Origin of the sequence: Streptomyces thermocarboxydovorans, assembly GCF_039524635.1 — a bacterium.
Taxonomy (GTDB): Bacteria; Actinomycetota; Actinomycetes; order Streptomycetales; family Streptomycetaceae; genus Streptomyces; species Streptomyces thermocarboxydovorans.
In genome coordinates, this window is the sequence record NZ_BAAAGU010000020.1 from 1 (window position 1) to 22,962 (window position 22,962).

Genomic DNA, 22,962 nt, shown 5'->3' on the forward strand with positions numbered 1-22,962 from the left:
AGCGTAGGGGAAACGCCCGGTTACATTCCGAACCCGGAAGCTAAGCCTTACAGCGCCGATGGTACTGCAGGGGGGACTCTGTGGGAGAGTAGGACGCCGCCGGACGATTTTTCCGGGAAACCCCGCACCTTCTGGTGCGGGGTTTTCTGCGTTTCAGGGTACGTTCAGCGAAGCAAGACGACAGACAGATGCAAGGGGGCCGGCTGCCGGCCCCCTCTTCCTACAGCGTTCCTACAGCCGGCCGGCCGTCTTCAGGGCCAGGTACGCGTCCGCCAGCTTCGGTGCCAGCTCGTCCGGGGTCGCATCCACGACTGTGACGCCGAGTCGGCGGAGATGGTCCGCTGTGCGGTTGCGTTCCTCGTGGGAGTGGGCCGCCGCAGCGGCCTGGTACACGGCGTCGGTGGTTCCCCGTGCCCGGGCCATGTCGGCGATGTGCGGGTCGGCGACGGAGGCCAGCAGCACCGTGTGCCGCTGGGTGAGCTGAGCGAGTACAGGGAGCAGGCCCTCCTCGATGGGGGCCGCGTCCAGGGTGGTCAGCAGCACGATCAGGGAGCGGTGGGGCGCGGTCCGCAGGGCCGTGGCCGTGAGGCCGCGGGCGTCGGTCTCCACCAGTTCGGGCTCGAGCGTGGCCATGGCGTTGACCAGGGACGGGAGGAGATCGCCGGCCGTGCGGCCCTGGACCAGGGTGCGCAGACGGCGGTCGTAGGCGAGGAGGTCGACGCGGTCGCCGGCGCGGGACGCCAGGGCGGCCAGGAGCAGGGCCGCGTCCATGGAGGCGTCCAGGCGGGGGATGTCGCCGACCCGTCCGGCGCTGGTGCGGCCGGTGTCGAGGACCAGCAGGATGTGGCGGTCGCGTTCGGGGCGCCAGGTGCGGACGGCGACGGTGGTCTGGCGGGCGGTGGCGCGCCAGTCGATGGAGCGGGTGTCGTCGCCGGGCACGTAGTCGCGCAGGCTGTCGAACTCGGTGCCCTCGCCTCGGGTGAGGACGCTGGTGCGGCCGTCGAGTTCGCGCAGGCGGGCCAGTTTGCTGGGCAGGTGCTTGCGGCTGGTGAACGGGGGGAGGACCCGGACCGTCCAGGGGACCTTGTGGGTGCCCTGGCGGGCGAGGAGGCCGAGGGGGCCGTAGGAGCGGATGGTGACGCGGTCGGCGTGGCGGTCGCCTCGCCGGGTGGGGCGCAGGCGGGTGGTGATGCGCCGGCGTTCGCCGGGCGGGACGACCACGCGGTGGCGGGAGGCCGTGAGTTCCGTGCCGGGCTGCCAGCTGCTCGGGGGCCAGGCGTCGCGGACGCGGGCGCGCAGCGGGCGGCGGGACGGGTTGGTGATGGTGAGGGTGACGTCGGCCGGGTCGCCCAGGCGTGCGGAGGTGTCGCCGGAGCGGGTGAGGCCGAGGCGGCGCACGGGGGCGGCCAGGGCGTAGTCGCAGGCGCAGGCAAGTGCCAGGGGGCCGTTGACGGCGAGGATGCCCGTCCAGCTGGGTTCCCAGATGCCGACGGGGAGGGAGCCGAGGGCCGCGAGGAGGGCGGCGCGTCCGGTGAGTGCCATCAGCGGGGGACGGGGACGTGGGCCAGGACGGCGTTGATGACCGCGTCGGCGGTCACGCCCTCCATGTCGGCCTCGGGGCGGAGCTGGACCCGGTGGCGCAGGGTGGGCAGGGCGAGGGCCTTCACGTCGTCGGGGATGACGTAGTCGCGGCCGGTCAGCCAGGCCCAGGCGCGGGCGGTGGCGAGGAGAGCGGTGGCTCCTCGGGGGGAGACGCCGAGGGAGAGCGAGGGCGACTCGCGGGTGGCGCGGCAGATGTCGACGACGTAGGCGGTGATCTCCGGAGAGACGGTCGTCTTGGCGACGGCGGTGCGGGCGGCCTCCAGGTCGGCGGCGTTCGCGACGGGGCGCACGCCGGCGGCGCGCAGGTCGCGCGGGTTGAAGCCGTGGGCGTGGCGGGTGAGGACGTCGATCTCCTCCTGCCGGGAGGGCAGGGGGAGGGTGAGCTTGAGGAGGAAGCGGTCCAGCTGGGCCTCGGGCAGGGGGTAGGTGCCCTCGTACTCGACGGGGTTCTGGGTGGCCGCCACCAGGAAGGGCTCGGGGAGGGGGCGCGGGGTGCCGTCGACGGTGACCTGGCGTTCCTCCATGGCCTCGAGGAGGGACGACTGGGTCTTGGGGGGCGTGCGGTTGATCTCGTCGGCGAGGAGCAGGTTGGTGAAGACCGGGCCGGGCTGGAAGGAGAACTCGGCGGTGCGGGCGTCGTAGACCAGGGAGCCGGTGACGTCGCTGGGCATCAGGTCGGGGGTGAACTGGACGCGCTTGGTGTCGAGTTCGAGGGTGGCGGCGAGGGCGCGGATCAGCAGGGTCTTGGCCACGCCGGGGACGCCTTCGAGGAGCACGTGGCCGCGGCAGAGCAGGGCGACGACGAGGCCGGTGACGGCGGGGTCCTGGCCGACCACGGCTTTGCCGATCTCGGCGCGCAGGGCTTCCAGGGAGGCGCGGGCGGCGGCCGGGTCCCCGGTGTGCGCGGCGTTGTCAGTGGTCGGGTCCATCATGGACGGCGTACCTCACTTTCGAGGGCGTCGAGTCGGTCGGCGAGCTGGATCAGGCTTGCGTCGTCGCCGGGTGGCGGGCCGAAGAGGAGGGCGTGCAGGGACTGCTGTCCGTCGCCGCGGAGGCGGGCGGACAGTGCGGGGAGCAGGGCCTCGGGCGTGTGCGCCCGGGTGACGGGGACGCCGACGAGGGGGGCGAGGCGCGTGCGGGTGGCGGAGCGAAGAGCGGTGGCGGCGCGGTCGCGGGCGTTCGCCTTGCGGTAGAGGCGGGCGCGGCCTTCGACGGTCTCGGAGGCGCGGATCGCGACGGGGAGTTTCTCGGGGACCAGGGGGCCGAGCCGGCGTGCCCGCCACAGGGCGGCCAGGGCTGCGGCGATGAACAGCTGCAGGGTGCCCCAGAGCCAGCCGGAGGGGAGGAGTTCGAAGAAGTCGCGTTCCTCCTCCTCGGTGGCGGAGCTGTCGGCGAGCGAGGGGAGGTACCAGACCAGATGCGGGCGGGAGCCGAGGAGTTGGAGGGCGAGGGAGGCGTTGCCCCCCTTGTCGAGGTGGTCGTTGAGCAGGATGTCGGGTGCGCCGATGAGGACGGTGTCGCCGTCGCCGGAGGAGGCGGGGATGCGCAGCAGGGTGGCCAGGCGCTCGCTGGGGTAGCACTCGTCGGCGCCGACGTGGGAGGTGGTGTAGCGGACGCCGCCGGTGTCGGCGCTGCCGGCGCGGCGGGCGGCGGGCAGCGAGCAGCGGGGCTCGAGGGTGGTGTCGAGACTGGTCGCGGGGGCGGCGGTGACGCCGGGGGCGAGCCGTTCGACGGAGGCGCTGCCGGAGGCGACCAGCACGGTGCGGCCGCCGGATCCGGCCAACGCCTGGCGCAGCCGGGTCTGCTGACGGGGGGTCAGCAGGTCGGGGACGGCGACCAGGAGGGTGGTGTCGGGGCCGGCCGCCGCGGCTGCCTCGTCCAGGGTGGTGACCACGCGGGTGTCCACGCCGCGGTCGGCGAGAAGTTCGGCGACGGCCCGGCTGCCGTTGGGGTCGGCGGAGCGCGGGTCGAGTTCGCCGTGCTGGCTGTCGGAGCGGACCACGGCGATGGCGACGGCCGCCGCGAGCAGCACCACCAGCGCGAGCACGATGCCGCGCGTGCGGGTCCACACCTGGCGGGCGCCGGGCGAGGCCGAGGTGGACGGGAGCGTGACCTCGGTCGTCATCCGGCGGCTCCCTGGCGGGTGTTGCGGTCCTGGGTGTCGGTGGTGCCGGCCGTGCTGCCGGCCAGGGGTCTGGTGCGTTCGAGGTCGCGGTCGAGTGCGGCGATGCGCCGGTACGCGTCCTCGGTGGCGGTGCGGCCGCCGTATGTCACGTCGTCGAAGGTCCGTGCGGCGGTGCGCAGCGCGTCGGCGTGGGCGGGCAGGGCGCGGCCCGCCTCGGCGGCGGCCTCGTCGGCGGTGCGGCCGGGGCGGATGTCGAGCAGGGCGCGCTCCTCGAGGGAGCGGACGATGGCCCGCATGCGTTCCTGCACGGCCTGGTTCCAGTGGCCTTGGGCGGCGTGGGCCTCGGCGGCCGCGCGGTGCTCGGCGGCGCTGCGGGGGCGGTCGTCGAACAGCGCGGGCGCGGAGGCCGGTTCGCGGCGGGGCGTGCCCAGGCGCCACCAGAGGGCGGCCAGCAGGGCGACGACGGCCACGACGACGACGATCAGGCCGAAGGTGCCGCCGGGTGTGCCGGAGGAGGCGCTGGAGAGCAGGTCGTCGAGCCACTCCCAGAAGGCGTCCAGGGCGCGCTGGAACCAACTGGGGTCGTTCTCGTGGTACATGCGCTTGGACAGCTCGCGCCGGGCCGCGTCCCGCGCGGGGTCGCGCGGGACGGTGAGCGGCGGCTCCTCGTCTCCGCGCAGCACGGAGCCGAGGGCCGTCCCGACGGCGGCGGGCACGGCCGGCAGTGATGCGACTCCCCCCGTGGTGAACACCGCATCAGCTCCCGGGAGTGGCGCCGGAGTCGTAGCCCGGTACGCCCGCGGCGCGGGCCAGTTCGAGGTCGAGGGCCTCGCGGCGGATGCGCTGGTCGATGTAGAGCAGCACGATGACGCCGGCCACGATCGGGAACATGATCAGGGTGCCGATGACCGCGCCGATGCCGTTGATGACGAGGAACGTCAAGCCGACCTCGCCGGGGTTGTCGAGGAACCCGGTGACGCTGCCGGTGCCGAGGGCCGCGGCGAGGAACGTGAACGGGATGCCGATGACGGAGGCGACGACGTTCGCGATGACCCAGGCGAGCAGCTGTATGCCGAAGATCCGCCACCAGGAGCCGTGGACCAGCCGGGCGGAGCGCTTCAACGCGCGGGTGATGCCCTGCTTCTCCAGCATCAGCGCGGGCGCGGCAAGCGAGAGCCGGACCATCAGCCACAGGGCGATGACGCCGGTGCCGATGATGCCCAGGATGCTCAGGGCGACACCGGGGCCGGTGGCGCCCGCGGCGGCCGCCAGGATGCCGGGCAGCGAGCCGGCGCCGACGATCACGGCGGGGATGAGCAGCAGCACGCCGATCAGGCCGAGCAGTCTCAGGACCTGCGGGCGGGCGTCGCGCCAGGCCTCGCCGGTGGTGACGGGCCGGCCGAGCACGGCGCGGCTGGTGACCGTGGCGAGCAGGCCGGTGGCGGCGACGACGCCGACCAGGGTGATCAGGAAGATCAGGCCGTTGGCGAGCAGCAGGTCGCCCAGGGCGCGGGTGGCCTCGCCGGGCGAGGGGCTCGGGTCGTTCAGCACCTCGCTGCCGGAGGTGTCCAGAACCAGGCGCTGGACGGGGAGGATCACGATCTCGGTGATCACCGCGAGGGTCAGCGCGATGCCGAGGACCGTGCGCCAGTAGGTGCGCATGGTGGCGACGGCGCCGTCGAGGATCTCGCCCACGCCGAGCGGGCGGAGCGGGATGATGCCGGGCTTGGCCGCGGGCGGAGGGCCGCCCCAGCCGGCTCCCCAGCCCCCGCCCCAGCCGGGGTGAGCGTGCGGGGCGGGCGGCGGGGGCGCCTGTCCGGGGCCGGCCTGGGGGCCGGGTGCGCCGGTGGGCGCGGACCACTGGCTCGGCGGCGGCTGCTCCTTGGACCACTTCACGCCCGGGCCCTGGGGCGTCTGCCCCGGCTGGGCGTCCTGCGGGGACCCTCCCGGCTGCTGCGGCCACTCGCCGGGCTGCTGCGCCTGGGGCCGGCCGGTGGGCTGCTGCTGCGCCTGGGGCCCGTCGGCGGGCTGCTGCTGCGCTTCGGGCCGGTCGGCGGGGGCCTCGCCGGCGTCCCGGTGGTCGGCGGGACCGGGGCCGTTGCGGTCGGCGGGCTCGGCAGGGCCGGACGTGCCGGGCTCCTGCCCCTCGGACGGGGCGGATCCGGGCGAGGCCCAGCCCGGAGTGTCGTTCATCGTCGCTCCTTCACGGTGCCCGTCCGCGGTCGCGGCGGCAGGTTGGCAGCCATCGTGCCATGGGGTGGTCATCGGGTGACCGGGCGAGGTAGTGGCTGCTCCGCTTCAATTGTCCGCCCTTCAGGGGGCAGACTGGCCGCATGGCTGATCAGTACGCGCACAGCGGCGACACCAAGCGGCCGACCGAGATCCCGGCGATCCGCTGGGAGGAACCACCCGAGGGCCCCGTGCTGGTCCTCCTCGACCAGACCAGGCTGCCGGCCGAGGAGGTCGAGCTGGTCTGCACGGACGCGTCGGCGCTGGTGGAGGCGATCCGCTCGCTCGCCGTGCGCGGGGCACCCCTGCTCGGCATCGCCGGGGCGTACGGGGTGGCGCTCGCCGCCGTGCGCGGCTTCGAGGTGGACGACGCGGCGGCGGCGCTGGAGAGCGCCCGGCCGACCGCGGTGAACCTGGCGGTGGGGGTCCGGCGGGCCCACTCGGCCTACCAGGAGGAGCTGGCCCGCACCGGCGACCCCCGGGCCGCGGCCGGGGCCGCGCTGGCCGCGGCACGCCGGCTGCACCAGGAGGACGCCGAGGCCAGCGCCCGGATGGCCGAGCACGGCCTGGCGCTGCTCAGCGAGCTGCTTCCCGGCGGCGGGCACCGCATCCTGACCCACTGCAACACCGGTTCGCTGGTGTCGGGCGGGGAGGGCACCGCGTTCGCGGTGGCGCTGGCCGCGCACCGGGCGGGTCAGCTGCGGCGGCTGTGGGTGGACGAGACGCGTCCGCTGCTGCAGGGCGCCCGGCTGACGGCGTACGAGGCGGCCCGCAGCGGGATGGCGTACACGCTGCTCACGGACAACGCGGCGGGATCGCTGTTCGCGGCGGACGAGGTGGATGCGGTGCTGGTCGGGGCGGACCGGATCGCGGCCGACGGGTCGGTGGCGAACAAGGTCGGCAGCTACCCGCTGGCGGTGCTGGCCCGCTACCACCATGTGCCGTTCATCGTGGTGGCGCCGGTGACGACCGTGGACCCGGACACCCCGGACGGGTCGGCCATCGAGGTCGAGCAGCGGCCCGGGCACGAGATCACCGAGATCACGGCGCCCCAGGTGCCGGTGGCCGGCACGGAGGCGGGCGGCGGGATCCCCGTGGCCCCGCTGGGCACGCAGGCCTACAACCCGGCGTTCGACGTGACGCCGCCGGAGCTGGTGACGGCGATCGTCACCGAGGAGGGCGTGGTCTCGCCCGTGACCGCCGAGGGGCTCGCGGAGCTGTGCGCGAAGGCGCGCTCGGCCACCGCCGGCTGAGCGGCGGCCGGAAGTTTTCGCCGGCCGGCGGCGGCCTCCGGCGGCCGGGGGCAGACAGTGACCGTGGCGTACGACTATCGTCACGGTGCAGTGACGTGCCTCACCAGCACCTTCGCCACCGTTATGAGAATGGGATGATGTCGTTTATGAAGGGACGAGTCCTCGTCGTCGACGACGACACCGCACTGGCCGAGATGCTCGGCATTGTGCTGCGTGGTGAGGGTTTTGAGCCGTCTTTCGTGGCCGACGGCGACAAGGCGCTGGCGGCTTTCCGCGAGACCAAGCCCGATCTGGTGCTGCTGGACCTGATGCTGCCCGGCCGGGACGGCATCGAGGTGTGCCGTCTGATCAGGGCCGAGTCCGGGGTGCCCATCGTGATGCTCACGGCGAAGAGCGACACCGTCGACGTCGTGGTGGGTCTGGAGTCCGGCGCCGACGACTACATCGTGAAGCCGTTCAAGCCGAAGGAGCTGGTCGCCCGCATCCGGGCGCGTCTGCGCAGGTCGGAGGAGCCGGCACCGGAGCAGCTCGCCATCGGTGACCTGGTGATCGACGTGGCCGGCCACTCGGTGAAGCGGGACGGGCAGTCGATCGCCCTGACGCCGCTGGAGTTCGACCTGCTGGTCGCGCTGGCCCGCAAGCCGTGGCAGGTGTTCACCCGTGAGGTGCTGCTCGAGCAGGTCTGGGGCTACCGTCACGCGGCCGACACCCGCCTGGTGAACGTGCATGTGCAGCGGCTGCGCTCCAAGGTCGAGAAGGACCCGGAGAAGCCGGAGATCGTGGTGACCGTCCGTGGTGTCGGGTACAAGGCAGGACCGAGCTGACATGTCCCGGGACAGTGCCGCTTCGGCGCCCGGGCGGTCCGGGGGCCGTCCGGAGCGGCCTGTCGGCCGGAAGCCGGCGCGCTCCCGCTGGGCAGCCCTGCTCGACGGCGGGCTGCTGCAGGGCGGAGTCCAGGGCAGTCCGGTGATCCGGCTGTTCATGCGCTGGGTGCGCAGGCCGCTGCTGCCCGTGATGCGGCTGTGGCGGCGCAACATCCAGCTCAAGGTCGTCGTGACCACGCTGCTGATGTCGCTGGGTGTGGTGCTGCTGCTCGGCTTCGTGGTGATCGGGCAGGTGCGCAACGGCCTGCTGGACGCCAAGGTGAAGGCCGCCCAGAGCCAGGCCGTCGGCGGGTTCGCCGTGGCCGAGCAGAAGGCCGACCAGGCCTCCGGCGTCACCGGCGACGACGGCGCCGCGCCCGTGGACGGCAAACCGTCGACCAGCGTCATCCAGTGGATGAGCGACCTCGTCGAGTCGCTCGCCAGCGGCGGCCAGGGCGCCTTCCACGTGGTCACGCTGCCCGCCGGCGACGGCAGCGGCGGCGGGCGCGGCCCGCGCGCCACCGGGCAGGTCATCGCCGTGGCCAGCGTGCCCGAGGAGCTTCGCGAACGGGTCAACTCCAGCTCCACGGCCGTGCAGAGCTACACCCGCATCATCTACGAGAAGGCCGAGTCCCAGCCGGGACTGGTCATCGGCAAGCAGATCAACGACCCCCACAACAACCCCTACCAGCTCTACTACCTCTTCCCGCTGACGCAGGAGGAGAAGACGCTGAGCCTGGTCAAGGGCACCCTGGCGACCGCCGGGCTGTTCGTGGTCGTGCTGCTCGGGGCCATCGCCTGGCTGGTGGTGCGGCAGGTCGTCACGCCGGTGCGGATGGCGGCCGGGATCGCCGAGCGGCTGTCCGCCGGGCGGCTGCAGGAACGGATGAAGGTCACCGGCGAGGACGACATCGCACGGCTCGGCGAGGCCTTCAACAAGATGGCGCAGAACCTCCAGCTGAAGATCAGCCAGCTCGAGGACCTGTCGCGGATGCAGCGCCGCTTCGTCTCCGACGTCTCGCACGAGCTGCGCACCCCGCTGACCACGGTGCGGATGGCCGCGGACGTCATCCACGAGGCGCGCGAGAACTTCGACCCGGTCACCGCCCGCTCGGCCGAACTGCTCGCCGACCAGCTGGACCGGTTCGAGTCGCTGCTCGCCGACCTGCTGGAGATCAGCCGCTTCGACGCGGGCGCGGCGGCGCTGGAGGCGGAGCCGATAGACCTGCGCGACGTGGTGCGCCGGGTGGTCACCGGGGCCGAGCCGCTCGCCGAGCGCAAGGGCACGCAGATAAAGATCGTCGGCGACCACCAGCCGGTGGTGGCGGAGGCGGACGCGCGGCGCGTGGAGCGCATACTGCGCAACCTCGTCGTCAACGCGGTCGAGCACGGCGAGGGCAAGGACGTCGTCGTCAAGCTCGCCGCGGCGGGCGGCGCCGTGGCGGTCGCCGTCCGCGACTACGGCGTGGGACTCAAGCCGGGCGAGGCGACGCGGGTCTTCAGCCGCTTCTGGCGGGCCGACCCGGCCCGGGCCCGCACCACCGGCGGCACCGGCCTCGGCCTGTCCATCGCCCTGGAGGACGCCCGGCTGCACGGCGGCTGGCTGCAGGCCTGGGGCGAGCCGGGCGGCGGCTCGCAGTTCCGGCTGACGCTGCCGAGGACGGCGGACGAGCCGCTGCGCGGATCCCCGATACCCCTGGAGCCCAAGGACTCCCGCCGCAACCGCGGCCTCGACGACGCCGGGCTGCCCAGTGGCGGCGGCGACGGCGGCAAGCGGGCCACGGTGCCGGCGCAGCAGTCGGCCACGGGCGTCACCGCACGCTCCTCCCGCGACCCGCTCGCCCAGCGGCCGGCCACGGCGGCACCCACCGCCGACCCGACCGCCCTGCCCGGCAACGGCACCCGTGTGGTGGCCCGGCAGGCGACCGCGGAGCGGCAGCGCAGCCAGGCCCCGACCGTGGCGGCCGTCGCGGGACCCGTCACAGCGGACGGGACGCCCCCGGTGCCCGTGCCGCCGGCGGGACCCGTCACAGCGGACGGGACGCCCCCGGTGCCCGTGCCGCCGGCGGAGGACGCGGAGGACGCAGCCCGCCCCGGCCCGGAGACCGCAGCCGGCCGGGACGAGACACCCACGGCCGGCGCGGCGGGACCCGCCGGGGCACAGGACAGGCACGACGGACAGGACAGGCAAGGGGAGGCGACACGTGGGCGGTAGCCGGATCCGGGCCGGCCGGGCCAGGCCGGTGCGGCGAGCGGTGGGCGCCGCCCTCGGAGCCATGCTGCTGGCCGGGTGCTACTCCATGCCCGACAGCGGGGACCTGCAGGAGGTCGAGTCCACCCCCCGCCAGGACACCCAGGTGCGGGTGTTCCCCAACCCGCCGAGCGAGGACGCCACGCCCACACAGATCGTGCAGGGCTTCCTGGAGGCGCTCACCAGCGACGACCCGCAGTACAAGACCGCTCGCCAGTATCTGACCGCGGACGCCGCCAGGACCTGGCGGCCGGAGCAGTCCACCACGGTGCTCGCCGACGGACCGGACGCCCGGGAGGACCGCCCCGTGCGCGACGACTCCGCCTCCGATGTGCGGTCCTTCCGGCTCACCGGCACCCGGGTCGCCACGGTTGACGCCCAGCGCGCCTACGCGCCCACCACCGGGGGGTACGACCAGCTGCTGCACCTCACCCGGGACACCGAGAACCGCCAGTGGCGCATCGACGGGGTGCCGCAGGGCATCGTGATGGGCAAGTCGGACTTCGAGCGCAACTTCATGTCCGTCAACAAGTACTACTTCGCCTCGAACACCGCGGACCCCGCGCCCGGCACGCCCCCGATGGCCGTAGCCGACCCCGTCTACGTCCGCAGCCACGTCGACCCGACCACCCAGATGGTGCGCTCGCTGCTGGAGGGGCCCAGCACCTGGCTGAAGCACGTGGTCAGGTCGGGCTTCCCGACGGGGACGGCGCTGGCGAAGGACGCCGGCGCGCTCACCCCGGACGAGCGGGGCAAGCTGACCGTGCCGCTCAACGACCGGGCGGCTGGGGCCGGCCTCAACCGCTGCGAGGAGATGGCCGCCCAGCTGCTGTTCACGCTGCGCAACCTCAGCCCGGTCGTGGAGGAGGTCGATCTGCGGGCCGGCAACAAGCAGCTGTGCTCGCTCACCCAGGACGGCGCGGAGAGCGTCGCCGTGCGCGGCTCGCAGCGGCCCCCCGAGTACCTGTACTACCTCGACAAGGACCGCAAGCTGGCGCGGATATCAGCCAGCGACCCCGAGGCCGACCCCGAGCCGGTGCCCGGCGCGCTGGGCGAGGGCGAGCGGGCGCTGCGGTCGGTGGCGGTCGCCCGTGACGAGCGCACCGCGGCCGGGGTCACCATCGACGGCCGGTCGCTGTATGTGGGGGCGATGGTGTCGGGCGGTTCGCTCGGCGAGCCCGTGCTGCGCAGCCGGGGCAAGTCGGAGAAGGACCGGCTGACCACGCCGAGCTGGGACGCCCAGGGCGGGCTGTGGGTGGCCGACCGGGACCCGGAGCGGCCGGGCCTGTACGTGCTGGAGAAGGGCCGCGGCGAGCCGCTCGAGGTGCGCACGCCGGGCCTCGACGGTCGCATCCAGTCCGTCCGGGTGGCCGCCGACGGGGTGCGGATCGCGCTGGTGGTGGAGAAGGGCGACCAGCGCTCCCTGCTGATCGGACGGATCGAACGCAGCAGGCCGCAGGAGCGGACCGACGAGCGGCCCACGGTCACGGTGCTGGAACTGCGCTCCCCGGCGCCCGAGTTGGAGCAGGTCACCGCGATGTCGTGGACCGGCGACAGCCGGCTGGTGGTGGTCGGACGCGAGGAGGGCGGCGTCGAGCAGATGCGCTATGTGGACGCCGACGGCTCCACCCCGGACATCCCGCCCCCCGCCGCCCTCACCGGCGTCAAGGACGTCACCGCCTCCGCGGACGACCAGGTACCCCTGGTGGCCCACTCGGTCGACGGGATCGTGCGGCTCCCGTCGGGGGCCCAGTGGCAGAAGGTGACCCAGGGCTCCGCGCCGGCCTATCCGGGGTGAGGCCTGCCTGACGGGGGCGCCGGCCGGTCCGGGGTGATGCCCGTCCAACTGGGTGCGTCTGCCTGTCCGCGGGGTGATGCCGGCCTGACCGGTGGCCATCTGCCCGTCCGGGGCGATGCCCGTCTGACGGGGGGACGCGTCCGCCTGCCGGCGGGTGATGCCCGCTGCCCGGCGGCGCCCGCCCGTCCGTCTCGGCGTGGGCCGGGCGGAGTTTTCCACAGGGGTGGCCGGGTGCGGTGGGCGTTGGCACAGTGGGGCCATGCGGGGCTGGTGGCAGGACCTCACCGACCTGGTGCTCCCGACCGAGTGCGGCGGTTGCGGCAGGGCCCGCGCGGTGCTCTGTGACCGGTGCCGCGCCGCGCTGGGCGGGTCGCCTCCCCGCCGGGTGCGCCCGGAACCGGAGCCACCCGGGCTGCCCGTCGTGCACGCCTCGGCGCCCTACGCCGACGAGGTGCGGGCGACGCTGCTCGCTCACAAGGAGCGCGGCGCCCTGGCGCTCGCCCGGCCCCTGGGCGAGGCGCTGGCGGGTGCGGTGCGGGCCGCGTTGCGGGCACGGACGCGGCGGCAGGCCCAGCCGGTTGCCGGCGGCCCGGTGGTGGGCCCGCTGCTGGTGCCGGTGCCGTCGTCCGGGCGGGCCGTGCGGGCGCGCGGGCACCTCGCCGAGCGGCGCATCGCGCTGGCCGCGGCGGGCGTGCTGCGGAGGGACGGGCTGCCCGCGCGGGTGGCGCCCGTGCTGCGGCAGCGGCCTGGCGTGGCCGACCAGGCGGGGCTCACGGCCTCGCAGCGGCTGGCCAATCTCACGGGTGCGCTCACGGTGGCCCCCGGCGGAGAGCTGTTGCTGATCGGCGGGGGACCGGTCGTGCTGGTGGACGACGTCATGACCACGGGGGCGTCCCTGGCGGAGTCGGCGCGGGCGGTGCGGACGGCGCTGCACAGGGCGGCGCCGGATGTCCGGAAGAGATCGAGTATTTCGGCGCCCGCGTTCGTGTACAGGGGTGGGAGACGGGAAAGGAGAGGAGAACAACCCCACCGGACAGCTCAGGAGAGGGTGAGCCGGCGGATGGTCGACGAACGGGTGTGCGCAGCCGTCGTGGCGGCCTCGCCAGACGCTTTCGAATTAAACCGGAACTGACTGAGATCTTTCGTCGTTGCAGGTTGTGAGAGGGGCAATTCACCTGAACGGAGGTACGCCGCAGTAGAGGGTGACGACATCCGTCCGGGCGAGATATGTTCAGTTGTAAGGAAAGGCGCAGGCCACACCTTACGAATCCCAATGCCGTGTCGCGGGTTTTCGGTAATCACCCGCGCTGGGGGAGTGGAGATCCCGCCCGCGGGGGAGGAGGTGGAAGTCACCCAGTCCGAGGTTCCGGGGCGACCGGAATCTGGTGCAAAAGGGAGACGCTCCGCAGCGGAGCGGAGCGATCCGGGAACGGAGTTCTGCGTGGACATCGTCGTCAAGGGCCGCAAGACCGAGGTGCCCGAGCGGTTCCGGAAGCACGTGGCCGAGAAGCTGAAGCTGGACAAGATCCAGAGGCTCGATGGCAAGGTGATCAGCCTCGACGTCGAGGTGTCCAAGGAGCCCAACCCCCGACAGGCCGACCGCTGCGACCGAGTGGAGATCACCCTCCGCTCCCGCGGTCCGGTGATCCGGGCGGAGGCGGCGGCGAGCGACCCGTACGCGGCGCTCGACCTGGCAGCGGAAAAGCTGGACGCCCGGCTGCGCAAGCAGCACGACAAGCGATTCTCGCGGCGCGGGGCGCGCAGGATCTCGGCAGCGGAGGTCCCCGCCCACGTCCCGGACGCGGCGACACTCAACGGCACGGGCGCGACCGCCCCCAAGGAGGAACCCGAGGCCGTTCCCACGAAGAAGATCGGCTCGCTGGAGGTGCAGGGAGACGGCCCCCTCGTCGTCCGCGAGAAGACCCACGTCGCCGCCCCCATGACCCTCGACCAGGCTCTCTACGAGATGGAGCTGGTCGGGCACGACTTCTACCTCTTCGTCGACTCCGAGACGAAGGAACCCTCCGTCGTCTACCGGCGCCACGCCTACGACTACGGCGTGATCCACCTCAGGACCGACACGATGGTCACCGAGTCCCATTCCCCCGAGGCGGGCGGAACTCTCGGCGGCTGACCTGCCGGGGCGACAGGTGAGCGGTGCCCCTGGTGCGCGTGTGCGCCCCCAGGGGCACCGGTGTGCGACCCCTTCGCACCGCATGCCGGCGCCCGGTGTCCTCCGGGCATGGAATCATGGCTGCAACGGCTCAAACGGTGGGCCGTTGCCTTGGGTTGGCGATGGCTCAGCACCACAGGCCAAGCCGTCAGGGGGAGGAACGATGGCGGACAGCTTCGGACCGATGCGTGACGAGGACGCCGGCGACGGCGTCGTCGGCACGGGCCCCGACGCGGGCTCACCACGCAAGGAGCCGATCAGAGTCCTGGTGGTCGACGACCACGCGCTGTTCCGCCGCGGCCTCGAGATCGTGCTCGCCGCCGAAGAGGACATCCAGGTCGTCGGCGAGGCCGGTGACGGCGCGGAGGCCGTGGAGAAGGCCGCCGATCTGCTGCCCGACATCATCCTCATGGACGTGCGGATGCCGAAGCGGGGCGGGATCGAGGCCTGCACCTCCATCAAGGAGGTCGCGCCCAGCGCCAAGATCATCATGCTGACGATAAGCGACGAGGAAGCCGACCTCTACGACGCCATCAAGGCGGGCGCGACCGGCTATCTGCTCAAGGAGATCTCCACCGACGAGGTGGCCACCGCCATTCGCGCGGTCGCCGACGGCCAGTCGCAGATCAGCCCCTCGATGGCCTCCAAACTCCTCACCGAGTTCAAGTCGATGATCCAGCGCACCGACGAGCGCAGGCTGGTGCCGGCGCCCCGGCTGACCGACCGGGAACTGGAAGTGCTCAAGCTCGTCGCCACCGGAATGAACAACCGGGACATCGCCAAGGAGTTGTTCATCTCCGAGAACACCGTGAAGAACCACGTCCGCAACATCCTGGAGAAGCTGCAGCTGCACTCCCGGATGGAGGCCGTGGTCTACGCGATGCGGGAGAAGATCCTCGAGATCCGCTGAGGCACCGGCCGGGCCCAGCCTCTGCCGGGCCCAGCCTCTGCCGAGCCCAGCTCTGGCGAGCCCGGTCACTGCCGGGCGCCGGGTCAGCCGAGCGCGCGGGCCAGTTCGAGCACCAGGGGCTCGCGCAGCTCCGGCGCCTCGACGCGCTCCACCCGCACATGGGTGCAGTCCACCCAGCTCGCCGCCTCCACCAGCGCCTGCGCCACCGCCGGGACCGTCTTGCGGTTCTCCAGGCTCACCTGCCGGGCCACCAGCGTGCGGCCCTCGCGGGCCGGATCGACCCGGCCGACCAGACGACCGCCGGCGAGCACCGGCATCGCGAAGTAGCCGTACACCCGCTTCGGCTTGGGCACATAGGCCTCCAGGCGGTGGGTGAAGCCGAAGATCCGCTCGGTGCGCGCCCGGTCCCAGATCAGCGAGTCGAACGGCGACAGCAGCGTCGTACGGTGACGCCCCCGCGGCGGGGTCGCCAGGGCCTCCGGATCGGCCCAGGCCGGCTTGCCCCAGCCCTCGACCGTCACCGGCACCAGACCCGAGTCGGCGATCACCGCGTCGACCTGCTCGCCCTTGAGGCGGTGGTAGTCGGCGATGTCCGCGCGGGTGCCCACGCCCAGGGACCTTCCGGCCAGCCGGACCAGGCGGCGCAGGCACTCGGTGTCGTCCAGCTCGTCGTGCAGCAGCGCGTCCGGGATGGCCCGCTCGGCCAGGTCGTAGACCCGCTTCCAGCCGCGGCGCTCGACGCACACCACCTCCCCGTACATCAGCGCCCGCTCCACGGCGACCTTGGCGCCGGACCAGTCCCACCACTCGCTGGTGCGCTTGGCGCCGCCCAACTCCGTGGCGGTCAGCGGGCCTTCCGCGCGCAGCTGCTTGATCACCTGCTCGTAGGTGCCGTCCGGCAGCTCGTGGTTCCAGTGCGGGCGGCTGCGGTAGGCGCGGCGGCGGAAGGCGAAGTGCGGCCACTCCTCCACGGGCAGGATGCACGCGGCGTGCGACCAGTACTCGAAGGCGTGCGGCGGCTCGGAGCCGGACGCCCAGTACGCCTCCTCCACCGTCCTGCGGCCCACGGCGCCCAGGCGGGCGTAGGGGATCAGCTCGTGGGAGCGGGCCAGGACGGAGATGGTGTCGAGCTGCACCGCGCCCAGCGAGCGCAGCACCCCGCGGACGCCCGCGCGGCGGTCGGGGGCGCCGAGCAGTCCCTGGGCCCGCAGGGCGATGCGGCGGGCTTCGTCCGCCGAGAGTTCCGTGGTGGGACGCACGAGAGTCATACGTCCGCACGATAGAGCTAGCCACTGACAACCGGCCCCGGCCCGGACCTCACCGGGCAGGCATCCCGTACTTCACCGGGCAGGCATCCCGTACCTCACCGGGGCGCCGGCACGTAGGGGGTGCTGGAGGTGAGCCCCAGGTCGGAGGGCAGCAGGGAGCCGATCCAGCAGTCCCGCAGCACGCCCTTGTTGTTGAGCGCCGAGCGCAGGGTGCCCTCGATGGTGAAGCCCGCGCGTTCGGCCACCGCGCGGGAGGCCAGGTTGCCGACCTCGGCGCGCCACTCCAGCCGGTCCATGGAGATCCGGGTGAAGGCCCAGCGGGCGGCGGCGACGGCGGCCTCGGTGATGTAGCCGTTGCCGCGGTGCTCCTTGGCGGCCCAGAAGCCGATCTCGCCCACCCCGAGGAAGCGCGAGGTGATGCCGAGCATGCCGGCCAGCTCCCCCGTGGTCAGGAAGACACCGAAGGTGAACATCGATCCGTTCGCCCAGCCGTCCGGGGCCAGCTGCTCGGTGAAGCCCCGCGCGTGCTCGGGCAGGTACGGGGAGGGGATCGTGGTCCAGCGCTGGATGTCGGGGTCCTGACAAGCCGCGTAGACGGCGTCGGTGTCCTGCGGGCCCACGGTGCGCAGCACCAGACGGTCCGTGGTGAGCGTGACGGGTTCCATCGGCCGATTCTCCTCCCCGGCCGGTGAGCGCCGCCATTCCTTTCGCCGGGGGAGCCCCTTGGGAGATGTTCGCCGTGGGCAGAGTTCCCAAGGCGCGTTCGCCATGGGCGGAGTCCGCCACGGGGAACGTTCGCCCTGGGTGAGGCGCGCGTCACCCTTCGCGTCATTCATGGGGGCGGTGCGGCACTTTCCGGGACGCTCGGACGTTGTCCACCGTGAAGCAGCCGTCCGACCAATGACCTACACCGTCCGACCAATGACCTACATGTGACGAGCACCGAGGACCGCCGACGCGGCAGGCCTCCCGGCGTGGCGGGGTCCTCGCATACGATGGCCGTTGCTCAGTCACTGAAACGGAAACCGACCGTCCCAGGCCCGACCGGCAAGGAGACCAACCCCCGTGTCCGTCCTCTCGAAGATCATGCGTGCAGGCGAAGGCAAGATCCTGCGCAAGCTGCACCGCATCGCGGACCAGGTCAACTCCATCGAAGAGGACTTCGTCGACCTCTCCGACGCCGAGCTGCGGGCCCTCACCGATGAGTACAAGCAGCGCTACGCCGACGGTGAGAGCTTGGACGACCTGCTGCCCGAGGCGTTCGCCACCGTCCGCGAGGCCGCCAAGCGCGTCCTCGGCCAGCGTCACTACGACGTGCAGATGATGGGCGGCGCCGCGCTGCACATGGGGTACGTGGCCGAGATGAAGACCGGTGAGGGCAAGACGCTGGTCGGCACCCTGCCCGCGTATCTCAACGCCCTGTCCGGCGAGGGCGTCCACATCGTCACGGTCAACGACTACCTGGCCGAGCGCGACTCCGAGATGATGGGCCGCGTCCACAAGTTCCTGGGTCTGAACGTCGGCTGCATCCTGGCCAACATGACGCCGGCCCAGCGCCGCGAGCAGTACGCCTGCGACATCACCTACGGCACCAACAACGAGTTCGGCTTCGACTACCTGCGCGACAACATGGCGTGGTCCAAGGAGGAACTCGTCCAGCGCGGGCACAACTTCGCCATCGTCGACGAGGTCGACTCCATCCTCATCGACGAGGCCCGTACGCCGCTGATCATCTCCGGCCCGGCCGACCAGGCCACCAAGTGGTACGCGGACTTCGCCAAGCTGGTCAAGCGCCTCAAGCGCGGTGAGCCCGGTCAGCCGCTCAAGGGCATCGAGGAGACCGGCGACTACGACGTCGACGAGAAGAAGCGCACCGTCGCCATCCACGAGTCCGGTGTCCAGAAGGTCGAGGACTGGCTGGGCATCGACAACCTCTACGAGTCGGTGAACACCCCGCTCGTGGGCTACCTGAACAACGCCATCAAGGCCAAGGAGCTCTTCAAGCGCGACAAGGACTACGTCATCATCGACGACGAAGTCATGATCGTCGACGAGCACACCGGCCGTATCCTCGCCGGCCGCCGCTACAACGAGGGCATGCACCAGGCCATCGAGGCGAAGGAAGGCGTGCCGATCAAGGACGAGAACCAGACGCTCGCCACGATCACGCTGCAGAACTTCTTCCGCCTCTACAAGCGGCACGACCACGACGGCAAGGAGCTGCCGGGTCTGTGCGGCATGACCGGTACGGCTATGACCGAGGCGGCCGAGTTCCACCAGATCTACAAGCTCGGCGTGGTGCCCATCCCGACCAACCGGCCGATGATCCGCAAGGACCAGCCGGACCTGATCTACCGCACCGAGGTCGCCAAGTTCGAGGCGGTCGTCGACGACATCGAGGAGAAGCACCGCAAGGGCCAGCCGATCCTCGTCGGCACCACCTCGGTGGAGAAGTCCGAGTACCTCTCCCAGCAGCTCAGCAAGCGCGGCATCCAGCACGAGGTGCTCAACGCCAAGCAGCACGACCGTGAGGCGCAGATCGTCGCCCAGGCCGGCCGCAAGGGTGCCGTGACGGTGGCCACCAACATGGCCGGGCGTGGTACGGACATCAAGCTCGGCGGCAACCCCGAGGACCTCGCCGAGGCGGAGCTGCGGCAGCGCGGCCTCGACCCCGAGGAGCACATCGAGGAGTGGGCGGCGGCCCTGCCCGAGGCGCTCAAGCGGGCCGAGGCGGCGGTCAAGGCCGAGAAGGAGGAGGTCGAGCGGCTCGGCGGCCTCTACGTGCTGGGCACCGAACGGCACGAGTCGCGGCGCATCGACAACCAGCTGCGCGGTCGTTCCGGCCGTCAGGGCGACCCGGGCGAGTCCCGCTTCTACCTCTCGCTCGGCGACGACCTGATGCGGCTGTTCAAGGCGCAGATGGTCGAGCGCGTGATGTCCATGGCGAACGTCCCGGACGACGTGCCGATCGAGAACAAGATGGTCACCCGCGCCATCGCCTCGGCCCAGTCGCAGGTCGAGCAGCAGAACTTCGAGACGCGGAAAAACGTCCTGAAGTACGACGAGGTGCTCAACCGGCAGCGCGAGGTCATCTACGGCGAGCGGCGCCGCGTCCTGGAGGGCGAGGACCTGCACGAGCAGATCCAGCACTTCATGGACGACACCATCGACGCCTATGTGCAGGCCGAGACCGCCGAGGGCTTCCCCGAGGACTGGGACCTGGACCGGCTGTGGAAGGCCTTCAAGCAGCTCTACCCGTGCCAGGTCACCATCGAGGAGCTGGAGGAGGCCGCCGGCGACCGGGCCGGGCTGACCGCCGAGTACATCGCCGAGTCCATCAAGGACGACATCCGGGAGCAGTACGCCAAGCGCGAGGAGCAGCTCGGTTCCGAGATCATGCGTGAGCTGGAGCGCCGGGTCGTGCTGTCGGTGCTGGACCGCAAGTGGCGCGAGCACCTCTACGAGATGGACTACCTCCAGGAGGGCATCGGCCTGCGCGCCATGGCGCAGAAGGACCCGCTGGTCGAGTACCAGCGCGAGGGCTTCGACATGTTCACCGCCATGATGGAAGGCATCAAGGAGGAGTCCGTCGGCTACCTGTTCAACCTGGAGGTCCAGGTCGAGCAGCAGGTCGAGGAGGTCCCCGTCGAGGAGGCCGCGCCGTCGCTGGAGAAGCAGGACGCGGTGCCCGCGCAGGCCGGGGCGCGCCCCGAGATCCGGGCCAAGGGCCTGGAGGCGCCGCAGCGGCGGAACCTGCACTTCGTCGCGCCGACGGTGGACGGCGAGGGCGGCACGATCGAGGGCGACTTCCCGACGGACGGGGAGCCGGTGCGTTCGCCTGCCGACGGGCTTACTCGCGCCGAGCGGCGCAAGCAGGCGCGGGGTGGGCGTCGGCGCAAGAAGTGAGCGCGGCTTCCCGGTCAGGGGAGTGTGTCGAGCAGTAGGCCCAGGGCCGGGCATCCGAGTGTGGGTGCCCGGCCCTCGGGTTTGCGCCGAGGGGGGGCAGGCCGTCGGGGGTTCGGGGCCGTTCAGTTGAGTCAGGGGAGGTCAGGCGCCGACCTCTACCGCCGTGCAGCGCCAGCGCAGGTCGCGGCCCTGCTCCAGTCGGAAGGCCAGCGCGCGCAGCCTGTCGCCCGCGGCGATCCGGGCGAAGACCTCCAGGGCGCCCTCGCGGGGCACGAACCAGCCGATGTCCCGCACGACGGGCCGCGTGCCCCGGGTGCGCAGCGGGCCTCGCTCGGCGAGGCGTGCCAGCTCGTCGTAGGCCTGACCTGCGGTGTGCCGCAGCATGGCGTGCACGGGGCGCTGGCCGCTGAGCACGGCGAGGAGGAGCTCGGCGAAGTGATCGGTGGGGCGGAGCTGGGGGACGCGCGGGGCAGTGCCGGCCGGTGTGGTGAGCGTGGCCGTTCCGATGCGGGGGGCCGGGACTCGTGCGGTCGAGCGGCGGGTGCGCTGGGCGGGGGTCCGGGTGCGGTAGGACGGCGGTCGGTTGTCGCCGGGGCGGGTGGAGCCGGCCATCGCGCCGGGACGTCCGCGGCCGCCGGCGGGGGCGGTGGCCGGAGGCCGGCCGGTGGGGACGCGGGGCGGTGTCGTGCCTGTGGGGCGGGCTGCAGCGGCGGTGGTGCCAGTGGGGTGAGTGGTTGCGGCTGCCCTGGACTGGGCCCTGGTCATGACCTTGTTCATGGGGGTCCCCGTTCGACGGCCCGGGGGTGGTGACCGGCCGGGGAGGCCGGGCGGTACCGGGCGGTAACTTTCGTGGTCGGTGATCTTGTACGGGGCGGGCGGTGGTGGCGGCAAGGAGGGGGTGGGCCGGCTGGGGAGGGTCCGGAGATTCACCTATCCGGGTGGTTGGGGGTGGGTGAGGCTGCGACAGGGAGCGGTCGAGGTGGGTGAAGGGCCGGACGCCGGTGGACGGGGCCGGGGGTGTGGAGGGCAACTCGAAGGGGGACGGCCCGCGCGTATCCTGAAGGCCCGTCAACGGTTCCGATCACGAAAGCGGCCTCCATGCGCGTCTACGTCCCCCTGACCCTCCCCGGGCTTGCCGAGGCGTACCGGACGGGGCAGCTGGCGAAGGGGCCGTTCCCCGCGTACGCCGTCACGCCCGCGCTGCGCGAGTGGTACGTCTCCGAGGACCTCGAGGAGCTGGAGTACGCCGCGCTGAGCCGGGCCGCGCTGGCCTCGCTCAGGCTGCTGGCGGCGGACCCCGAGGCGCCCAGGCGGCGGGTCGTGGTGGCCGTCGACGTGCCCGACAAGGCGGTGTCGGCCGAGCCGGGCCTCGACCCGGACACGCTGGGCGAGGTGCGGGTGGACGGAAACGTCGCGCTGTCCAAGGCGGCCGCGGTGCATGTGGACGCGGAGGACGCGGAGGCGGATGTGAGCGCGGCCGCGCAGGCGCTGCCGGCGGCGGACGCCGGGGACGACGACGCGCAGTTCGTCGTCGACGGTGCGGAGGATCACGAGCTGCTCTGGTACGCCACGCAGGAGATCCCGAACATTGTTGGTTCCGGCGGGGCCGGTTCGGGCGGGGCCGGCTGAGCGCAATGTGCTGCTGACCTGCTGTTCTCTTGATTGTCAGTGAGGGCGGGTAGGTTGCGTTCATGGGGATGCAGGCGAACGCGCACATCGTCTGGGACTGGAACGGGACCCTGTTCCACGACGTCGACGCGATCATCGGGGCGACGAACGCGGCCTTCGCGGAGCTCGGGCTGGAGCCGATCACGCTGGAGCAGTACCGGGAGCTGTACTGCGTGCCGGTGCCGAAGTTCTACGAGCGGCTGCTCGGGCGGTTGCCCAGCTATGAGGAGTGGGAGGTCATGGATGCGACCTTCCACCGGCACTACACGGAGCACCGGGCGCTGTGCTCGCTCGCCGAGGGCGTGAAGGAGCTGCTCACCGGGTGGGCGGCGGCGGGGCGCAGCCAGTCCATCCTGAGCATGTACGGGCACGAGGACCTGGTGCCGCTGGTGAGGGCGTTCGGGATCGAGCCGCACTTCGTGCGGGTCGACGGGCGGACGGGTCCCTCCGGGGGAAGCAAGACGGAACACATGGTGCGCCATGTCGCGGCGCTCGGCGGCGTCGATCCCGCGCGGACGGTGGTGATCGGCGACGCGGCCGACGACGCGCTGGCCGCGCAGGCCGTCGGCGCGCGGGCGGTGCTGTACACCGGCGGTTCGCACGGCCGGGCCAGCCTGGAGGCCGTTGGCGTCCCTGTGGTGGACACCCTGGCCGAGGCCGTGGCCGAAGCAGAGCGCCTGGCGGCATGAAGCGTTCCGTGCGGCTGGGTGAGGGTACACGTCTGATGCCTGCGGCGCAACAGCGGCTCCGGTGGGGGTGCGCGTAGCGCCCAGGGTGGGTGGGTGAGTCGGGGCCGGGTGGTGGTATCCGTCCTGGGTCTGGCGCGAAATCGGCTTGGGTGCCCGCCCGAGCACAGCCCAGCGCAGCGCACGCTGCAGGCGACGCCGGCAAGGGCAAGCCCCCTGTCCTTACGCCC

At 72.5% G+C, this 22,962-nt stretch carries 18 protein-coding genes and 1 rRNA gene; 11 read left to right on the forward strand and 8 right to left on the reverse strand.

The annotated features are described in order from the left end of the window. Positions 1-105: ribosomal RNA gene (gene rrf / locus ABD198_RS11520) — 5S ribosomal RNA — on the forward strand; the annotation flags it as partial. Between the two features lie 126 nt (positions 106-231). Here rrf and ABD198_RS11525 read toward each other — a convergent pair. The 5 genes from ABD198_RS11525 to ABD198_RS11545 are packed head-to-tail and all read right to left on the reverse strand — an operon-like array spanning position 232 to position 5,920. After that, positions 232-1,542 (reverse strand): DUF58 domain-containing protein, encoded by a 1,311-nt coding sequence (locus ABD198_RS11525; RefSeq protein WP_344000043.1) that lies wholly within the window; start codon positions 1,540-1,542, stop codon positions 232-234. Further along, positions 1,542-2,531 (reverse strand): AAA family ATPase, encoded by a 990-nt coding sequence (locus tag ABD198_RS11530; protein ID WP_344000044.1) that lies wholly within the window; start codon positions 2,529-2,531, stop codon positions 1,542-1,544. The genes ABD198_RS11525 and ABD198_RS11530 overlap by 1 nt, the downstream gene beginning before the upstream one ends. Then, complete coding sequence (locus ABD198_RS11535; RefSeq protein WP_344000046.1) at positions 2,531-3,727, reverse strand: DUF4350 domain-containing protein; 1,197 nt, start codon at positions 3,725-3,727, stop codon at positions 2,531-2,533. The genes ABD198_RS11530 and ABD198_RS11535 overlap by 1 nt, the downstream gene beginning before the upstream one ends. Then, positions 3,724-4,443 (reverse strand): DUF4129 domain-containing protein, encoded by a 720-nt coding sequence (locus ABD198_RS11540; RefSeq protein WP_344000048.1) that lies wholly within the window; start codon positions 4,441-4,443, stop codon positions 3,724-3,726. Before ABD198_RS11540 ends, ABD198_RS11535 begins: the two co-directional genes overlap by 4 nt. A 40-nt stretch (positions 4,444-4,483) precedes the next feature. Beyond that, positions 4,484-5,920: a glycerophosphoryl diester phosphodiesterase membrane domain-containing protein gene (locus ABD198_RS11545; RefSeq protein WP_344000050.1), complete on the reverse strand. Its 1,437-nt coding sequence runs from the start codon at positions 5,918-5,920 to the stop codon at positions 4,484-4,486. A 140-nt stretch (positions 5,921-6,060) separates the two neighbouring features. Between ABD198_RS11545 and mtnA the strand changes: the two genes are divergently transcribed. The 7 genes from mtnA (at position 6,061) to ABD198_RS11580 (ending at position 15,204) form a co-directional block, all read left to right on the forward strand. Continuing rightward, entirely contained in the window at positions 6,061-7,209 is a 1,149-nt protein-coding gene (gene mtnA, locus ABD198_RS11550) for an S-methyl-5-thioribose-1-phosphate isomerase (RefSeq protein WP_344000052.1), read from the forward strand. A 134-nt stretch (positions 7,210-7,343) separates the two neighbouring features. After that, on the forward strand, positions 7,344-8,033 hold the full coding sequence (gene mtrA, locus ABD198_RS11555) for a two-component system response regulator MtrA (RefSeq protein WP_003975799.1): 690 nt from the start codon (positions 7,344-7,346) through the stop codon (positions 8,031-8,033). A gap of 1 nt (position 8,034) precedes the next feature. Beyond that, entirely contained in the window at positions 8,035-10,287 is a 2,253-nt protein-coding gene (gene mtrB / locus ABD198_RS11560; RefSeq protein WP_344000055.1) for an MtrAB system histidine kinase MtrB, read from the forward strand. Continuing rightward, positions 10,277-12,121: an LpqB family beta-propeller domain-containing protein gene (locus ABD198_RS11565; protein WP_425580454.1), complete on the forward strand. Its 1,845-nt coding sequence runs from the start codon at positions 10,277-10,279 to the stop codon at positions 12,119-12,121. The genes mtrB and ABD198_RS11565 overlap by 11 nt, the downstream gene beginning before the upstream one ends. A gap of 259 nt (positions 12,122-12,380) precedes the next feature. Further along, positions 12,381-13,253 (forward strand): ComF family protein, encoded by an 873-nt coding sequence (locus ABD198_RS11570; protein ID WP_344000056.1) that lies wholly within the window; start codon positions 12,381-12,383, stop codon positions 13,251-13,253. A gap of 309 nt (positions 13,254-13,562) precedes the next feature. Then, positions 13,563-14,255, forward strand: coding sequence for a ribosome hibernation-promoting factor, HPF/YfiA family (gene hpf / locus ABD198_RS11575; RefSeq protein ID WP_344000058.1), 693 nt, complete (start codon positions 13,563-13,565; stop codon positions 14,253-14,255). A 202-nt stretch (positions 14,256-14,457) separates the two neighbouring features. Then, positions 14,458-15,204, forward strand: a complete 747-nt coding sequence (locus ABD198_RS11580) for a response regulator (RefSeq protein WP_167998561.1) — start codon at positions 14,458-14,460, stop codon at positions 15,202-15,204. Between the two features lie 83 nt (positions 15,205-15,287). Here ABD198_RS11580 and ABD198_RS11585 read toward each other — a convergent pair whose 3' ends face one another. Then, positions 15,288-16,472, reverse strand: coding sequence for a winged helix-turn-helix domain-containing protein (locus ABD198_RS11585; protein WP_344000060.1), 1,185 nt, complete (start codon positions 16,470-16,472; stop codon positions 15,288-15,290). Between the two features lie 95 nt (positions 16,473-16,567). Beyond that, complete coding sequence (locus ABD198_RS11590) at positions 16,568-17,137, reverse strand: GNAT family N-acetyltransferase (RefSeq protein WP_344000063.1); 570 nt, start codon at positions 17,135-17,137, stop codon at positions 16,568-16,570. Positions 17,138-17,537: 400 nt separating this feature from the next. Here ABD198_RS11590 and secA point away from each other — a divergent pair, with 400 nt between their 5' ends. Further along, positions 17,538-20,378: a preprotein translocase subunit SecA gene (secA, locus tag ABD198_RS11595; protein WP_344000065.1), complete on the forward strand. Its 2,841-nt coding sequence runs from the start codon at positions 17,538-17,540 to the stop codon at positions 20,376-20,378. A gap of 141 nt (positions 20,379-20,519) precedes the next feature. Here the strand turns inward: secA and ABD198_RS11600 are convergent, their stop codons facing one another. Continuing rightward, positions 20,520-20,990, reverse strand: coding sequence for an Rv3235 family protein (locus ABD198_RS11600; protein ID WP_425580455.1), 471 nt, complete (start codon positions 20,988-20,990; stop codon positions 20,520-20,522). Between the two features lie 486 nt (positions 20,991-21,476). Between ABD198_RS11600 and ABD198_RS11605 the strand changes: the two genes are divergently transcribed. Together ABD198_RS11605 and ABD198_RS11610 are read left to right on the forward strand one after the other, a co-directional pair. Beyond that, the gene (locus ABD198_RS11605; RefSeq protein ID WP_344000068.1) at positions 21,477-22,007 is read left to right on the forward strand and encodes a DUF6912 family protein; all 531 of its coding nucleotides are present in this window, start codon (positions 21,477-21,479) and stop codon (positions 22,005-22,007) included. 62 nt (positions 22,008-22,069) lie between these two features. Next, positions 22,070-22,735: an HAD family hydrolase gene (locus ABD198_RS11610; protein ID WP_344000070.1), complete on the forward strand. Its 666-nt coding sequence runs from the start codon at positions 22,070-22,072 to the stop codon at positions 22,733-22,735. The last annotated feature ends 227 nt before the right edge of the window (positions 22,736-22,962 follow it).

Excerpts from the sequence above, each read along its gene's own strand:
- ABD198_RS11605 (WP_344000068.1), top strand. The coding sequence starts at position 21,477 with ATGCGCGTCTACGTCCCCCTGACCCTCCCCGGGCTTGCCGAGGCGTAC.
- ABD198_RS11600 (WP_425580455.1), bottom strand. The coding sequence starts at position 20,990 with ATGGCCGGCTCCACCCGCCCCGGCGACAACCGACCGCCGTCCTACCGC.
- ABD198_RS11535 (WP_344000046.1), bottom strand. The coding sequence starts at position 3,727 with ATGACGACCGAGGTCACGCTCCCGTCCACCTCGGCCTCGCCCGGCGCC.
- ABD198_RS11590 (WP_344000063.1), bottom strand. The coding sequence starts at position 17,137 with ATGGAACCCGTCACGCTCACCACGGACCGTCTGGTGCTGCGCACCGTG.
- ABD198_RS11530 (WP_344000044.1), bottom strand. The coding sequence starts at position 2,531 with ATGGACCCGACCACTGACAACGCCGCGCACACCGGGGACCCGGCCGCC.
- ABD198_RS11585 (WP_344000060.1), bottom strand. The coding sequence starts at position 16,472 with ATGACTCTCGTGCGTCCCACCACGGAACTCTCGGCGGACGAAGCCCGC.
- ABD198_RS11570 (WP_344000056.1), top strand. The coding sequence starts at position 12,381 with ATGCGGGGCTGGTGGCAGGACCTCACCGACCTGGTGCTCCCGACCGAG.
- ABD198_RS11580 (WP_167998561.1), top strand. The coding sequence starts at position 14,458 with ATGGCGGACAGCTTCGGACCGATGCGTGACGAGGACGCCGGCGACGGC.
- mtnA (WP_344000052.1), top strand. The coding sequence starts at position 6,061 with ATGGCTGATCAGTACGCGCACAGCGGCGACACCAAGCGGCCGACCGAG.
- mtrB (WP_344000055.1), top strand. The coding sequence starts at position 8,035 with ATGTCCCGGGACAGTGCCGCTTCGGCGCCCGGGCGGTCCGGGGGCCGT.
- ABD198_RS11545 (WP_344000050.1), bottom strand. The coding sequence starts at position 5,920 with ATGAACGACACTCCGGGCTGGGCCTCGCCCGGATCCGCCCCGTCCGAG.
- mtrA (WP_003975799.1), top strand. The coding sequence starts at position 7,344 with ATGATGTCGTTTATGAAGGGACGAGTCCTCGTCGTCGACGACGACACC.
- ABD198_RS11525 (WP_344000043.1), bottom strand. The coding sequence starts at position 1,542 with ATGGCACTCACCGGACGCGCCGCCCTCCTCGCGGCCCTCGGCTCCCTC.
- ABD198_RS11610 (WP_344000070.1), top strand. The coding sequence starts at position 22,070 with ATGGGGATGCAGGCGAACGCGCACATCGTCTGGGACTGGAACGGGACC.